Source organism: Variovorax sp. Soil_C_33, assembly GCF_057656935.1.
The window spans coordinates 41,321-53,897 of record NZ_JBDGJK010000009.1 but is presented as its reverse complement, the minus strand read 5'-3'; the positions used below and the strand labels follow the sequence as shown (position 1 = coordinate 53,897).

Annotated in this window: 15 protein-coding genes; 10 read left to right on the top strand and 5 right to left on the bottom strand. The window is 67.9% G+C overall.

What is annotated here, in order from left to right; translation table 11 throughout:
- Nucleotides 1–3: 3 nt before the first annotated feature.
- From AC3A6B_RS15450 to AC3A6B_RS15435, 4 genes are all read right to left on the bottom strand, one after another.
- On the bottom strand, nt 4–192 hold the full coding sequence (locus AC3A6B_RS15450; RefSeq protein WP_487837568.1) for a DUF3606 domain-containing protein: 189 nt from the start codon (nt 190–192) through the stop codon (nt 4–6).
- A 140-nt stretch (nt 193–332) separates the two neighbouring features.
- Nucleotides 333–1,055: a sugar transferase gene (locus AC3A6B_RS15445; RefSeq protein ID WP_487837567.1), complete on the bottom strand. Its 723-nt coding sequence runs from the start codon at nt 1,053–1,055 to the stop codon at nt 333–335.
- 56 nt (nt 1,056–1,111) lie between these two features.
- Nucleotides 1,112–1,288, bottom strand: a complete 177-nt coding sequence (locus tag AC3A6B_RS15440; RefSeq protein WP_487837566.1) for a DUF3606 domain-containing protein — start codon at nt 1,286–1,288, stop codon at nt 1,112–1,114.
- Between the two features lie 127 nt (nt 1,289–1,415).
- Complete coding sequence (locus AC3A6B_RS15435; RefSeq protein ID WP_487837565.1) at nt 1,416–1,907, bottom strand: MarR family winged helix-turn-helix transcriptional regulator; 492 nt, start codon at nt 1,905–1,907, stop codon at nt 1,416–1,418.
- Between the two features lie 91 nt (nt 1,908–1,998).
- On the opposite strand from AC3A6B_RS15435, the gene AC3A6B_RS15430 reads away from it, so the two are divergent.
- Genes AC3A6B_RS15430 through AC3A6B_RS15420 form a run of 3 tightly spaced genes read left to right on the top strand, consistent with a single transcriptional unit; the run spans nt 1,999 to nt 5,290 of the window.
- The gene (locus AC3A6B_RS15430) at nt 1,999–2,985 is read left to right on the top strand and encodes a Bug family tripartite tricarboxylate transporter substrate binding protein (RefSeq protein WP_487837564.1); all 987 of its coding nucleotides are present in this window, start codon (nt 1,999–2,001) and stop codon (nt 2,983–2,985) included.
- A gap of 15 nt (nt 2,986–3,000) precedes the next feature.
- A complete protein-coding gene (locus AC3A6B_RS15425; protein ID WP_487837563.1) occupies nt 3,001–3,966 on the top strand; it encodes a Bug family tripartite tricarboxylate transporter substrate binding protein in 966 nt (321 codons plus the stop codon).
- 7 nt (nt 3,967–3,973) lie between these two features.
- Nucleotides 3,974–5,290, top strand: coding sequence for a sulfatase family protein (locus AC3A6B_RS15420; protein ID WP_487837562.1), 1,317 nt, complete (start codon nt 3,974–3,976; stop codon nt 5,288–5,290).
- On the opposite strand, the gene AC3A6B_RS15415 is transcribed toward AC3A6B_RS15420, so the two are convergent.
- Nucleotides 5,291–6,250: an AraC family transcriptional regulator gene (locus tag AC3A6B_RS15415; RefSeq protein WP_487837561.1), complete on the bottom strand. Its 960-nt coding sequence runs from the start codon at nt 6,248–6,250 to the stop codon at nt 5,291–5,293. It lies immediately after the preceding gene.
- Nucleotides 6,251–6,324: 74 nt separating this feature from the next.
- Between AC3A6B_RS15415 and AC3A6B_RS15410 the strand changes: the two genes are divergently transcribed.
- From AC3A6B_RS15410 to mutS, 7 genes are all read left to right on the top strand, one after another.
- Nucleotides 6,325–6,873, top strand: a complete 549-nt coding sequence (locus AC3A6B_RS15410; protein ID WP_487837560.1) for a PadR family transcriptional regulator — start codon at nt 6,325–6,327, stop codon at nt 6,871–6,873.
- 140 nt (nt 6,874–7,013) lie between these two features.
- A complete protein-coding gene (locus AC3A6B_RS15405; protein ID WP_487837559.1) occupies nt 7,014–7,853 on the top strand; it encodes a siderophore-interacting protein in 840 nt (279 codons plus the stop codon).
- 112 nt (nt 7,854–7,965) lie between these two features.
- Nucleotides 7,966–8,484: a hypothetical protein gene (locus AC3A6B_RS15400; RefSeq protein ID WP_487837558.1), complete on the top strand. Its 519-nt coding sequence runs from the start codon at nt 7,966–7,968 to the stop codon at nt 8,482–8,484.
- 82 nt (nt 8,485–8,566) lie between these two features.
- Nucleotides 8,567–9,205, top strand: coding sequence for a GDSL-type esterase/lipase family protein (locus AC3A6B_RS15395; protein WP_487837557.1), 639 nt, complete (start codon nt 8,567–8,569; stop codon nt 9,203–9,205).
- 115 nt (nt 9,206–9,320) lie between these two features.
- Complete coding sequence (locus AC3A6B_RS15390) at nt 9,321–9,533, top strand: AbrB/MazE/SpoVT family DNA-binding domain-containing protein (protein WP_093102362.1); 213 nt, start codon at nt 9,321–9,323, stop codon at nt 9,531–9,533.
- Nucleotides 9,533–9,931, top strand: coding sequence for a PIN domain-containing protein (locus AC3A6B_RS15385; RefSeq protein ID WP_487837731.1), 399 nt, complete (start codon nt 9,533–9,535; stop codon nt 9,929–9,931). Before AC3A6B_RS15390 ends, AC3A6B_RS15385 begins: the two co-directional genes overlap by 1 nt.
- Complete coding sequence (gene mutS / locus AC3A6B_RS15380; protein ID WP_487837556.1) at nt 9,928–12,561, top strand: DNA mismatch repair protein MutS; 2,634 nt, start codon at nt 9,928–9,930, stop codon at nt 12,559–12,561. Before AC3A6B_RS15385 ends, mutS begins: the two co-directional genes overlap by 4 nt.
- Nucleotides 12,562–12,577 lie beyond the last annotated feature (16 nt).

Below are 12,577 nucleotides of genomic sequence, written 5' to 3'. Positions count from 1 at the left end.
GAATCAACGACTGCGGCGTCGGCGAAGCAGATAAAGCCGGAGCTCTGCGACTGAGTAGCCAATGGCCATCACTGCGTCGCGGAGCTCGTTCTCCGTGCAGCCGAGTGATCGGGTCCAATGGCGAACCTCATGTGGCCAACGGAGCGAAATGAACTTGCTACTCGGAGCGGCGTTGCTCGTATGGGTGAGCATCAGAGATCTCCCTGTTGAGTTGGAAATCCCAGGCTGACCGAGTGCAATGTCACAAGATGTAGGAAACCGCCCCACAAGCGGCGCGGCGAAACGGTGACGCTTAGCGCTGCCGCCGCAGAGGACGATCGGCTGAATCGCGCTCACCTCGAACCCTCGCCGGTGATGACAGCACGCACGGTCTTCAACAGGATCTTGATATCGAGCCAGAGCGACCAGTTGCTGACGTACTCCATGTCGAGTTCGACGCGTCTTGCATAGGACAGGCGATTGCGGCCGCTGACCTGCCACAGGCCCGTGATACCCGGGCGCATGGCGCAATAGTGTTCCCAGCCCTTGCCGTAGAGGCTGCGTTGGCGCTCCATGCAGGGACGCGGGCCGACCAGGCTCATGTCGCCCTTGAGCACGTTCCAGAACTGGGGCAGTTCGTCGAGGCTCAGCTTGCGGATGAACTGGCCGATGGGCGTGATGCGCGGATCCTTCTCGAGCTTCTGAAAGGTGTCCCACTCGGTGCGGGCCATGTCGTTGCGGCTCAGGAACTCGTCCAGCACCACTTCGGAGTTGTGCACCATCGAGCGGAACTTGTAGAAGCGAAATCTCTGGCCGCTTTCTCCAAGGCGGTTCTGCCAGAAGTGGACCGGACGGCCCATGCTGATGCGAACGCCGAGGGCGACGAGCAGATAGAGAGGCCCGAAGAGGATGAAGAAAGTCAGTGCGCCCACAATGTCGATAGTGCGCTTCGTCGCGCGTTCGAGTCGAGTGAGTTTGCGTGGGTGTACATACGCTGGAGGCGCGGACGATCCACCGCCATCAGGGGTGAAGCGTCGGACCACGTTGCCGTGTGCGGTCGAGTCGGAACGAAACATCTAGAAAATCCACCAGACGGGTGCCGCCTCAACTTTTAGCGGGCATGGCGGAGGCCTCACTTCTTCAGGCACTCGCGCACCTTATCGGCCTCGTTGCCCACCGCGGCAACCGCCTTGCGCAGCTCGTCCTCGGTGACGCCCAGCGACTTGGTCCAGTCCCTGACCTCATAGTCCTGGTTGAGGTTGATGCGCTGGCGGTCCTGATCGCCCACCTTCGTCTTGTCGTCTGCCATATTTGGTCTCCTTTGAGATCAGGTCAGGGTGCCGAGCTCCGCGGCGGGCCGTGTAGTCCCGGGTCCTCATCTGGCGTGGGTGTCTTCGGATTGCAAACCTTGGTTTGCAAGAATGCCGCCGCGGGCCCTAGGGACCGCGCCGCCCGCGATCGGCCTTGGGCAGCACCGCGTCGGCTGCAATCGCTTCGGCCTGCGCCTGCAGACTCGACAGCGACGCGTCAAACTGCGCGGCGGCGCGCTCGTCGAGCACCGACATGAGCTGCGCATTGATTGCCGACACGAGCGGAAAGAGTTCGGCATAGAGCGCGCCGCCCTCGGCCGTGAGGCGCAGCAGCACATGACGCCGGTCGCCGCCCGGCTGGGTGCGTGACACCAGCCCCTTCGCCACCAGCGAACCCACCGCCTTCGAGGTGCGCGCACGGTCCAGTTGCGCGTGCTCGGCGAGCTGCGACGAGCCCAGCGCACCGCGGCTGGCCAGCGTCGCGATCAGGCGCCACTCGCGCCGCGTGATGCCGAAGCGGCCTTCGCACAAGCGGATGACCATGCCGCCGGCCACCGACAGCAGGCGGCTGAGCCGGTAGAGCAGCAGGTCGTCGAGCGGTCTGAGCGCTTCGGCCATCGGGTTTTTCCGCAGAACAGTTGATTTGATCAATCGATTGTCGAGCCTCTAGAGTCGTGCGGCGCCACGGCATACCCAGGAGACGCCAACCATGCCCCTTGCTTCGATCGACCGCCGCCAGGCCCTTGCCGCCCTCGGCGGCCTCGCGCTCGCGCCGCTGGCCGGCGCCCAAGCTGCCTTCAGCCCCGGCCAGCCGATCAAGGTGCTGATCGGCGTGCCTGCCGGCGGCACGCAGGACGTGCTGACCCGCGCCATCGCGCACGAGGTGCGCGACTCGCTCGGGCCGCTGGTGGTCGACAACCGCTCCGGCGCGGCCGGCCGCATCGCGGTCGAAGCCGTGAAGACCGCGCCACCCGACGGCCGCACCCTGCTGCTCGGAACGGCCAGCATGATGACCATGTTCCCGAACGCGTACCGCCATCTCTCCTACGACCCGATCAAGGACTTCGTGCCGATCGTCAATGCAGCGCGCTTCGAACTGGCGCTGGTGGTGCACAAGGACGTGCCGGCGAACACGCTGCCCGAGTTCATCGCCTGGGCCAGGAGCCAGGGCGACAAGCTCAGCTTCGCCTCCTACGGCGCCGGCACGCCTTCGCACTTCCTCGGCGAGATGCTCAACCGCGCCGCCGGCCTGAAGATGGTCCACGTCGCCTACCGCGGCTCGACGCCGGCGCGGCAGGACGTGATGGGCGGCACCGTGCCGGTCTACTTCGACACCGTGGGCGGCGCGCTCCAGTTGCAGACCACCGGCCGCGTGAAGGTGCTGGCCACCAGCGGCGACAAGCGCTCGCCGCTGATGCCCAGCCTGCCGACCTTCGTCGAGGCCGGCTACAAGGACGTGGTCGCCGCGGCCTGGTTCGCCTACTACGCGCCGCGCAACACGCCGCAGCCCATCGTCGACAGGCTGCGCGCCGAATTCACCCGCGCCGTCAATGTGCGCGAGGTGCGCCAGCAATTGCTGCAGAACGGCATGTACCCCGTGGGCGACGATGCAGCGGCCTTGCTGAAGACCATGCGCGAAGACACGGCGCGCTGGGGCGGCATCATGCGGGCCGTGAACTTCCAAGCCAACGACTGAACGGGAACCCTCTCCATGCTGAAACACATGCTTCGCCGGCTCACCGGCACCCTCGCCCTGGCCGCCGTCGCCTGCGCCGCCGCGGCCCAGCCGCTGGACAGCCCGCTGCGCATCGTGGTGGGCTACGCGCCCGGCGGCGCCACCGACCGCGTGGCGCGCATCGTCGGCGACAAGCTGCAGGCTAAGCTCGGCGTCCCGGTGGTCGTCGACAATAAGCCCGGTGCAGGCGGCCGCCTCGCGGCCCAGCAGGTCAAGGCCGCGCCCGCATCGCAGAACGTGCTGATGCTGGCCAACCCGGCCGTGATGGTCGTGGCCCCGCTGGTCTTCAAGGACAACGGCTACGACGCCGAGCGCGACTTCGTGCCGGTCTCGCATGTCAACGACTACGAGTTCGCGCTGTCGGTGGCGACTGCCGTGCCGGTGCGCGAGTTGCCGCACCTGCTGGCCTGGATGCGCGCCAATCCCGACAAGGCCAACGTCGGCGTGCCCGCCACCGGCAGCCTGCCGCACTTCTTCGGGCTCATGGTGGGCGAGAAGGCCAAGGTGCCGACGCAGGTGGTCGGCTACCGCGGCTCCAGCCCGCTCTTGACCGACCTGATCGGCGGGCAGGTGCCGATCGCCGTCGACACGCTGGACGTGGTCATCCCGCAGCACCAGGCCGGCAAGATCCGCATCCTCGCCATGTCGGGCGCGAAGCGCTCGCCCTTCGCCCCCGAGGTGCCGACCTTCAAGGAGGCCGGGCTCGACCTGGTCGCCACCGGCTGGAACACCTTCTTCGCGCCCGCGAGCATGCCGCGCGACAAGGTGGCTCGCCTGTCGCAAGCCATTCGCGAGGTCATGCAGGATCCGGACACCGTGCGCCGCTTCAAGGATTCGCTCATGACGCCGGTGGTCAGCACGCAGGAGCAGACGGCGGCCATGCTCAAGGCCTATCGCGCCCAGTGGGCGCCCGTGGTCCAGAAATCCGGCTACCAACCCTGAGCTTTTCATGCAACGCCCCAACATCGTCTTCATCGTCGCCGACGACCTCGGCTTCGCCGACCTCGGCTGCTACGGCGGGCGCGAGGCCGACTTCGGCCCCGTCTCGCCGGTGCTCGACGGCCTGGCCGCCAAGGGCATCCGCTTCACGCAGGGCTATGCGAACTCGCCGGTGTGTTCGCCCACGCGCTTCGCGCTGATGACGGCGCGCTACCAGTACCGCCTGCGCGGCGCCGCCGAAGAGCCGATCAACAGCAAGAGCCGCGGCAGCGCCACGCTGGGCCTGCCGCCGGAGCACCCGACCCTGCCCTCGCTGCTGCGCGACGCGGGCTATCGCACTGCGCTGATCGGCAAGTGGCACCTGGGCTATCCGCCCTCATTCGGCCCGCTGCGCTCGGGCTACGAGGAGTTCTTCGGACCGATGTCGGGCGGCGTCGACTACTTCACGCATTGCGATTCGAGCGGCCGGCACGACCTCTGGTCGGGCGAGGAGGATCGGCAGGAAGAGGGCTACCTCACCGACCTGCTCTCGCGGCGCGCGGTCGACTACGTGGCGCGCATGGCGAACCAGGACGCGCCCTTCTTCCTGAGCCTGCACTACACCGCGCCGCACTGGCCCTGGGAAACGCGCGAGGACGCAGCCAAGGCGCCGGCCGTGAAGAACAATCTGTTCGACCTGGCGGGCGGCAGCATCCACACCTACCGCCGCATGATCCACCACATGGACGAAGGCATCGGCTGGATCATGGCGGCGCTCGAGAAGCACGGCATCGCCGCCGACACGCTGGTCGTGTTCACCAGCGACAACGGCGGCGAGCGCTACTCCGACAACTGGCCGCTGGTGGGCGGCAAGATGGATCTGACCGAAGGCGGCATCCGCGTGCCGTGGATCGCGCATTGGCCTGCCGTCGTCGAGGCCGGCGGCGAGAGCGCCCAGCACTGCATGACCATGGACTGGTCCGCCACGATGCTCGATGCGGCAGGCGCCAAGGCCGATGCGCGCTGCCCGCTGGACGGCAGATCGCTGCTGCCGGTGCTGCGCGATGCGGCAACAAGCTTCCACAGGCCGCTGCATTGGCGCATGAACCACCGCGGCCAGCGCGCCCTGCGCGATGGCGACTGGAAGTACCTGCAGATCGACGGCAACGAGTACCTGTTCAACATCCCGGCCGACGAACGCGAGCGCGCCAACCAGGCGCCGCGCGAGCCGGAGCGGCTGGTCGCGATGCGCGAGACCTGGCTGGCCTGGAACGCAGGCATGCCGCCCATCCCGGACGACGCGACCGTGAGCCTGGGCTACTCGGTCAAGGACATGCCACAGCGCTAGTCAGAGCGGCCGCACCGGCATGCACAGCGTGCAGTTGAACGCGCCGGTCTTCTCGTCCATCACGAAGTCGCGGCCATAGATCTCGAGCGGCGCGCCGTCGGCGGCCTGCCAGCTGCTGTCCGGCAACCAGTCGCACAGTTTCATCCACGCCGTGTGAATTTCGGTCGACGGACCGGCGAATTCGGTGCAGGCATAGCGCCCGCCGCCGAGGGTCTGCACGCCGATCTCGCCCTCGGGCCGGAAGCCCCCGTCGACTTCGATGCAGGCGTCGTAGCGGCACTTCGCCGGCGGCGTGACGTCGGGGTTGTCGTGGCTCACGCCGTACATCGTGCGCCGCGCATCCATCAGGCCGTGCTCGCCGCACCAGGCGGCGAAGCGCTGCCAGGTGCGCGTGATGCCCGAGTCGCCATACGGGCCGACGTGCCGCATGTAGGCCACGCGGACCTCCGGCAGGGTCTTCAGTTCGATCTTCATTTCGCTGTCTACTGAACGAGGAACAGGCCCCTTGGGCCAGGAACGTTGATCCTGTCGGAAAGCCTCGGCCACGGCTTGATGCGCCTTGCGGTCGGCTTGATGGATCTTGCCGAGTTCGACGCGGTGGCGTTCGGCCCACGAACGGAATGCGCCGCGCCGCCAGTCCGTGGGCGTGACGCCGAAATGCGCATTGAAGGCCCGCGTGAACACCGCCGCCGAGCCGAAGCCAACATCCAGCGCGATCGCCAGCACCGGCTCGGACGGCAGGCCCAGCAGCCGGCCGGCCGCCACCTCCAGGCGGCGCCGCCGCACGCGCTCGGCCAGCGTCTCCCCGGTCATGGCCTGGAACACGCGATGGAAATGCCAGGAAGAAAAGTGCGCCACGCCGGCCAGCGTCGCGAGATCGAGCGGGTCGGCAAGGTGCGCGTCGATGTGGTCGATCACGCGGTTGATGCGGGCGATATAGGTGTGGCGCGGGCTGATCATTGGCCTCAAGTCTTGACTAAGATAGTATTTAGATATATCTTTAATGAATCAGATAACGACATCGAGCCATTCCAATGCGATCTTTCAAACACTTTCTACGCGGCCATCCCCGCGGCGACCATGGCGACGGAATGGCCGGCGGGCGCGGCGGCGGTGGCAGCGGACGCATCTTCGGCCATGGCGGCCTGCGCTTCGTGCTGCTGCAGCTCATCGCCGACAAGCCCAGCCACGGCTACGAGTTGATCAAGTCCATCGAGGAGCGCCTGGGCGGCACTTACAGCCCGAGTCCGGGCATCGTCTATCCCACGCTCACTTTGCTCGAGGAAATGGGCTATGTGAGCGTCGATGCAGCCGGCGGCCGCAAGCGCTACAGCATCACCGAGCCCGGCCGCGGATTCCTGGCCGCCAACCGCGAGATCACCGACGAAATGATGGCCCGCATGAAGGGCGGCGTCGACGGCGCGGGCCCGCGCCACGGCCGCCCGCCGCAGGTGGTGCGCGCCATCGAGAACCTCAAGCTCGCGATGCGCATGCGCCTCGCGCGCGAACCCCTCACCGAACAACAAGCCCACGAATTCGCCGCGGTGCTCGACAGCGCCGCTCAACAACTTGAAAGGATTTGAGCTCACCCCCAGGCTTCGCGCACCTCGTGTCGCTACCCCAACCCCCTTACCGGGGGCAATACCAGCGGCCCGGCGAAGCCGGTTCCGCGGTGTTCCCCGAACGGGCCTGGCTTCGCCGGCCAGCAACTGAAATCAACGACATGACCTATCTTTCCTCTCCCCCTTCTTCTCCTGGCCCCCACCGCCTGCCGCGTCGCGTGCGCCATGAACTTCGCTTTCGCAAGCTCGAGGTGCGCGCGGTGCAGCGCGTCGCGCCGCACCTGATTCGCATCACGCTCGGCGGCGAGGAACTGGCTGGCTTCACCAGCCCGGGCTTCGACGACCACGCCAAGATCTTTTTCCCCAACGCCGGGACCGGCGTGCTCACCGTGCCGACCGCCGGCCCCGACGGACCGCTCTGGCCCGAGGGCCCGAAGCCGACCATGCGCGACTACACGCCGCGCCGCCACGATGCCGCGGCCGGCACGCTCGAGCTCGACTTCGCGCTCCACGAGGCCGGCCCGGCCACCCAGTGGGCCGAACAGGCCAAGGTCGGCGACCTGCTGGGCGTGGGTGGGCCGCGCGGCTCCTTTATCGTCCCGACCGACTTCGACTGGCACCTCCTGATCGGCGACGACACCGCCCTGCCCGCCATCTGGCGCCGGCTGGCCGAGCTGCCTGCCGGGGCGCATGCGGTCGTGCTGGCCGAGGTCGACAGCGAAGCCGACGAAATCCCCTTCGAGACCCGCGCCAGACTGGACTTGCAATGGGTGCACCGGCGCGGCGCCGAGCCCGGCACCGGCAGCGGCCTGCTCGATGCGCTGCGCGAGCGCACGCTGCCGGCGGGCGACTTCCATGCCTGGGTGGCCTGCGAATCGGCCGCCGCCAAGGCATTGCGCGCCCACCTGGTCGGCGAACGCGGCGCGAATCCCAAATGGATCCGGGCCTCCGGCTACTGGCGCCGTGGCGCGGTGGCCACGCACGACACGCACGACGACTGAGCCCCGCGCGACCGGCCGAACGCCCTATGCCGCGAGGTTGTTTGACACCCCATGTCCGCGCACCCAGAATTTGCAGGTTGAGTACTAAAGGCTATATCTCGGGAGCGGACAGATGGACATCGGACTTGCGCAATGGCAGTTCCTGGTGGCGCTGTTGACGGGGGCATTGCTCCTGTTCGTCATCATGTGGATCGCTTGGCACCGCATCGCCGAGCGGCGCGAAACCGAACGCCGCATCGCGGCGGCCAGGGTGCGGTCGGGTCACATACCGCTCGAGATTCCGACCGTGCGCGGCGGCCTGCGCGTGAGCGGCGGCGATGCGCCGCCCGACACGCTGCCCGAGTGGTTCATCCAGGGCAAGGGCGAACATGCGGTCGTCGACGAACAACCGCGCATCCATGTGCGCTATGTCGACGCCCGCGGCCAGAAGTCGGAGTGCACGATGCAGGTCGACCACCTCGACGTGCAGAAGAGAATCCTCCACGGCCACGGCGAACTGCCGGGCGATCTGCGCCGGATTCCGCTGCACCAGATCACCGGGGCGCGCATCGCGGAGTCGGGCCAGCGCTTCAACATCGACACCTGGGTCGACGCCGTGCGCGTCGCGCGCCGGCGCCGCGGGCAGCTGTAGGCACAGCAAGCGCGCATCGGCATCGCCTGTAGGCGTGCCGCTTACACTGCGGCGCTTCGCTTTCGCCGACCACGCGCCGCCAATGAACCGCCGAAACCTGCTTGGCCTGCTGGCCGCCTCTTCGACTGCCCTGCTCTTCGGCGCCTGCGGCAAACGCGCGCCGGGCGCGGCAGCGCTCAAGCCGGGCGCGACCGTGCTGGCCTTGGGCGACAGCCTCACCGCGGGCCACGGCGCGGCGCCCGATGACGCATGGCCCAACAAGCTCTCGCAGCTGACCGGCTGGACGGTCGTCAACGAAGGACTCAACGGCGACACATCCCTCGGCGCATTGCAGCGCCTCGAGGGCCTGCTGGCCGCCAATCGCTACGACGCGATCCTGGTCGGCATCGGCGGCAACGACATGCTGCGCGGCTTGTCATCGCGAGCCACCATCGACAACCTCGCCGCCATCGTGCGCCAGGCACGCGCGCACACACCCCATGTCGGCGTGATCGCCACGCCCGCGCCAGAACCGATGCGCGCAGCGATCGGCTCGCTCAGCGACGCGGCGTTCTATGCAGAGGTCGCCAAGGCCGAACAGGCGCTCCTGATCCCGAACGTGTACGCGCGCGTGCTCTCGGACGCCGCCTTGCGCTCGGATCGCATCCATGCCAACGCCCAGGGCTATGCGCAGGTGGCCCAGCAGCTGGCGCAGCAGCTGCAGGCGGCCGGGTGGCGCTGAGCTGCAGACCCGGCTCGCGTGTTGCGGCCGTCACCGCTTGGCTTCCCCTGGGGGCTCGTGCCTCGAAAGCGGTATATTCTTACCAAATCCGCATCGATCGACCCGAGGTACGAACATGACCGCCACCGCGACGCTGTCCAGCAAGTTCCAGATCTCCATTCCCAAGGCTGTTCGCGAAGAACAGCACTGGGAGGCAGGCCAGGAGTTCGTTTTCGTTCCCAAGGGCAAAGGTGTGCTGGTCATGCCGGTGCCGGAACTGGACCAGTTGTCCGGCATCGCCAAGGGCGCAAGAAAAGACGGCTACCGCGATCGCAAGGACCGCTATTGATGGCGACGGCGACATTGCGCGTGGTCGACACCTCGGCCTGGATCGAATGGCTGGCCGGCAGCGCGCTCGGCAAGAAACTCGGCAAGGAATTTCCCGACAAGGCGCGCTGCATCGTTCCAACCATCGTCCAGCTCGAACTGTCGAAATGGCTGATGCGCGAGGTCGGAGAAGATCAAGCGGACCAGCTCATCGCCTATACGCAAAAATGCGTGGTCGTGCCGCTGGACACCTCCATCTCTCTTCTCGCGGCCGAATTGCACCGCGAGCACAAGCTGGCGACGGCGGATGCCATCGTCTACGCAACGGCGCGACACCAGGGCGCTGATCTGCTGACCTGCGATGCCCATTTCGAAGGCTTGCGCAACACGATGTACTTTCAAAAAACGGAGCGCTCATGAGCCGAGGCGACACAGCCGAGCTCGCCTCGCATACGCCGATGATGACCCAGTACCTCGGGCTCAAGGCGGACCATCCCGACACGCTGCTGTTCTACCGGATGGGCGACTTCTACGAGCTGTTCTATGCCGATGCCGAGAAGGCCGCGCGCCTGCTCGACATCACGCTCACGCAGCGCGGCCAGTCGGCCGGGCAGCCGGTGGTGATGTGCGGGGTGCCCTTCCACTCGGTCGACACCTACCTCGCGCGGCTCATCAAGCTCGGCGAATCGGTGGCCATCTGCGAACAGGTCGGCGAGGTCGGCGCCGCCAAGGGTCCGGTGGAACGCAAGGTGGTGCGCGTGGTCACGCCGGGCACGCTGACCGACGCCGAACTGCTCAACGACAAGAGCGATTCGCTGCTGCTCGCGGTGCACGCCGGTACGCGCAACTTCTGCGGCCTGGCCTGGCTCAGCGTCACCGGCGCCGAGCTGCGGCTGGCGGAATGCCCGGCCGATGCGCTGGAAGCCTGGATCGCGCGCATCGCGCCGAGCGAGCTGCTCTACAGCGCCGAGGTCACGCCCGGCTTCGAGCAGCGCCTGAAGGCCGCACGCAACGGCGCGCCCTTCACGCTCTCGGTGCGGCCCGCCTGGCAATTCGACGGCGGCCTGGGCGAGCGCAAGCTGTGCGAGCAGATGGGCAGCAACAGCCTGGCCGCCTGGAACGCCGAGGCGCTGGCCAACGCCCATGCGGCCGCCGCGGCGCTGCTGGGCTATGCGGAGCACACGCAGGGCAGAACGCTCTCGCATGTGCAGCGGCTTTCGGTCGAACGCGACGGCGAGCTGATCGAGCTGCCGCCGACCACGCGGCGCAATCTCGAATTGGTGCAGACCCTGCGCGGCGAGGACTCGCCCACGCTGTTCTCGCTGCTGGACACCTGCATGACGGGCATGGGCAGCCGCCTGCTCAAGCGCTGGTTGTTGGCGCCGCGCCGGGAGCGCGGCGACGCGCAGGCGCGGCTCGAGGCCATCGACGCTCTGCAGGCCACGGCGCCAGGCGCCACCTCGGCACCGTGGCGCCTGCTCCGCGATCGGCTCAAGAACACCAGCGACGTCGAGCGCATCGCCGCGCGCATCGCGCTCAGGCAGGTGCGGCCTCGCGAGCTGGTCGCGCTGCGCATGGCACTTGCGAAGGCCGAGGAGCTGGCGCCCGCCCTGCCGGCCTCGGCCTCGCTGCTCGAACTCACGGCCGAACAGCTGGCGCCGCCGCCCGGCTGCGTCGGCCTTCTGGTGGCGGCGATCCAGCCCGAGCCCTCCGCACTGGTGCGCGACGGCAGCGTGATCGCCGACGGCCACGATGCCGAGCTCGACGAGCTGCGGGCCATCAGCGAGAACAGCGACGCCTTCCTGCTGCAGCTGGAAGCGAGCGAACGCGAGCGCACCGGCATCTCGAACCTGCGCGTGCAGTTCAACCGCGTGCACGGCTTCTACATCGAGGTCACGCAGAGCGCGCTCGCCAAGGTGCCCGACAACTACCGCCGGCGCCAGACGCTGAAGAACGCCGAGCGCTTCATCACGCCCGAGCTCAAGGCCTTCGAGGACAAGGCGCTGTCGGCGCAGGACCGCGCCCTGGCGCGCGAGAAGTGGCTCTACGAGCAGCTGCTCGACGCGCTGCAGCCCTCGGTGGCGGCGCTCACGCGGCTGGCCAGTGCGTTGGCCACGCTGGATGCGCTGTGCGCGCTCGCCGAACGCTCGCATACGCTGCACTGGCGCGCGCCGAGCTTCGTCGCCCATCCCTGCATCGAGATCGAGAAAGGCCGCCATCCGGTGGTGGAGGCGCGCCTCGCGGAAAAATCATCGGGCGCGTTCATTGCGAACGACACCCGCATGGGCCCTCAACAACGCATGCAGGTGATCACCGGCCCCAACATGGGCGGCAAATCGACCTACATGCGGCAGGTCGCGATCATCGTGCTGCTGGCCTCGATCGGCTCGCACGTGCCAGCCGAGGCCTGCCGGCTCGGGCCGATCGATGCCATCCACACGCGCATCGGCGCGGCCGACGACCTGGCCAACGCGCAGTCGACCTTCATGCTCGAGATGACCGAGGCGGCGCAGATCCTGCACGGCGCGAGCGCCCATTCGCTGGTGCTGATGGACGAGATCGGCCGCGGAACGAGTACTTTCGACGGCCTCGCGCTCGCCGCCGGCATCGCGGCACAGCTGCACGACCGCACGCGCGCCTTCACGCTCTTCGCCACCCACTACTTCGAGCTGACCGAGTTCCCGGCCACGCACCACGGTGCGGTCAACATGCACGTGAGCGCCACCGAGGCCGGCCGCGACATCGTGTTCCTGCACGAGATGCAGCCGGGCCCGGCCAGCAAGAGCTACGGCATCCAGGTCGCGCGGCTCGCCGGCATGCCGGCCGCAGTGGTCAACCATGCGCGCCAGGCCCTCGAGGCGCTGGAGGCGCAGCAGACGCAGACGCGCGCCCAGGTCGACCTGTTCGCGCCGCCGCCGGCGGTGGATGCGCCGCCGGTGAGCGCCGTAGAATCCGCGCTGACCGTGCTCGACCCCGACACGATGAGCCCGCGCGAAGCGCTCGAAGCGCTCTACACACTGAAAAAACTCCATGCACGTGAGCAGGGCTAGGCCCGGTTCGTGCGAG

Excerpts from the sequence above, each read along its gene's own strand:
- AC3A6B_RS15450 (WP_487837568.1), bottom strand. The coding sequence starts at position 192 with ATGCTCACCCATACGAGCAACGCCGCTCCGAGTAGCAAGTTCATTTCG.
- AC3A6B_RS15445 (WP_487837567.1), bottom strand. The coding sequence starts at position 1,055 with ATGTTTCGTTCCGACTCGACCGCACACGGCAACGTGGTCCGACGCTTC.
- AC3A6B_RS15440 (WP_487837566.1), bottom strand. The coding sequence starts at position 1,288 with ATGGCAGACGACAAGACGAAGGTGGGCGATCAGGACCGCCAGCGCATC.
- AC3A6B_RS15435 (WP_487837565.1), bottom strand. The coding sequence starts at position 1,907 with ATGGCCGAAGCGCTCAGACCGCTCGACGACCTGCTGCTCTACCGGCTC.
- AC3A6B_RS15430 (WP_487837564.1), top strand. The coding sequence starts at position 1,999 with ATGCCCCTTGCTTCGATCGACCGCCGCCAGGCCCTTGCCGCCCTCGGC.
- AC3A6B_RS15425 (WP_487837563.1), top strand. The coding sequence starts at position 3,001 with ATGCTGAAACACATGCTTCGCCGGCTCACCGGCACCCTCGCCCTGGCC.
- AC3A6B_RS15420 (WP_487837562.1), top strand. The coding sequence starts at position 3,974 with ATGCAACGCCCCAACATCGTCTTCATCGTCGCCGACGACCTCGGCTTC.
- AC3A6B_RS15415 (WP_487837561.1), bottom strand. The coding sequence starts at position 6,250 with ATGATCAGCCCGCGCCACACCTATATCGCCCGCATCAACCGCGTGATC.
- AC3A6B_RS15410 (WP_487837560.1), top strand. The coding sequence starts at position 6,325 with ATGCGATCTTTCAAACACTTTCTACGCGGCCATCCCCGCGGCGACCAT.
- AC3A6B_RS15405 (WP_487837559.1), top strand. The coding sequence starts at position 7,014 with ATGACCTATCTTTCCTCTCCCCCTTCTTCTCCTGGCCCCCACCGCCTG.
- AC3A6B_RS15400 (WP_487837558.1), top strand. The coding sequence starts at position 7,966 with ATGGACATCGGACTTGCGCAATGGCAGTTCCTGGTGGCGCTGTTGACG.
- AC3A6B_RS15395 (WP_487837557.1), top strand. The coding sequence starts at position 8,567 with ATGAACCGCCGAAACCTGCTTGGCCTGCTGGCCGCCTCTTCGACTGCC.
- AC3A6B_RS15390 (WP_093102362.1), top strand. The coding sequence starts at position 9,321 with ATGACCGCCACCGCGACGCTGTCCAGCAAGTTCCAGATCTCCATTCCC.
- AC3A6B_RS15385 (WP_487837731.1), top strand. The coding sequence starts at position 9,533 with ATGGCGACGGCGACATTGCGCGTGGTCGACACCTCGGCCTGGATCGAA.
- mutS (WP_487837556.1), top strand. The coding sequence starts at position 9,928 with ATGAGCCGAGGCGACACAGCCGAGCTCGCCTCGCATACGCCGATGATG.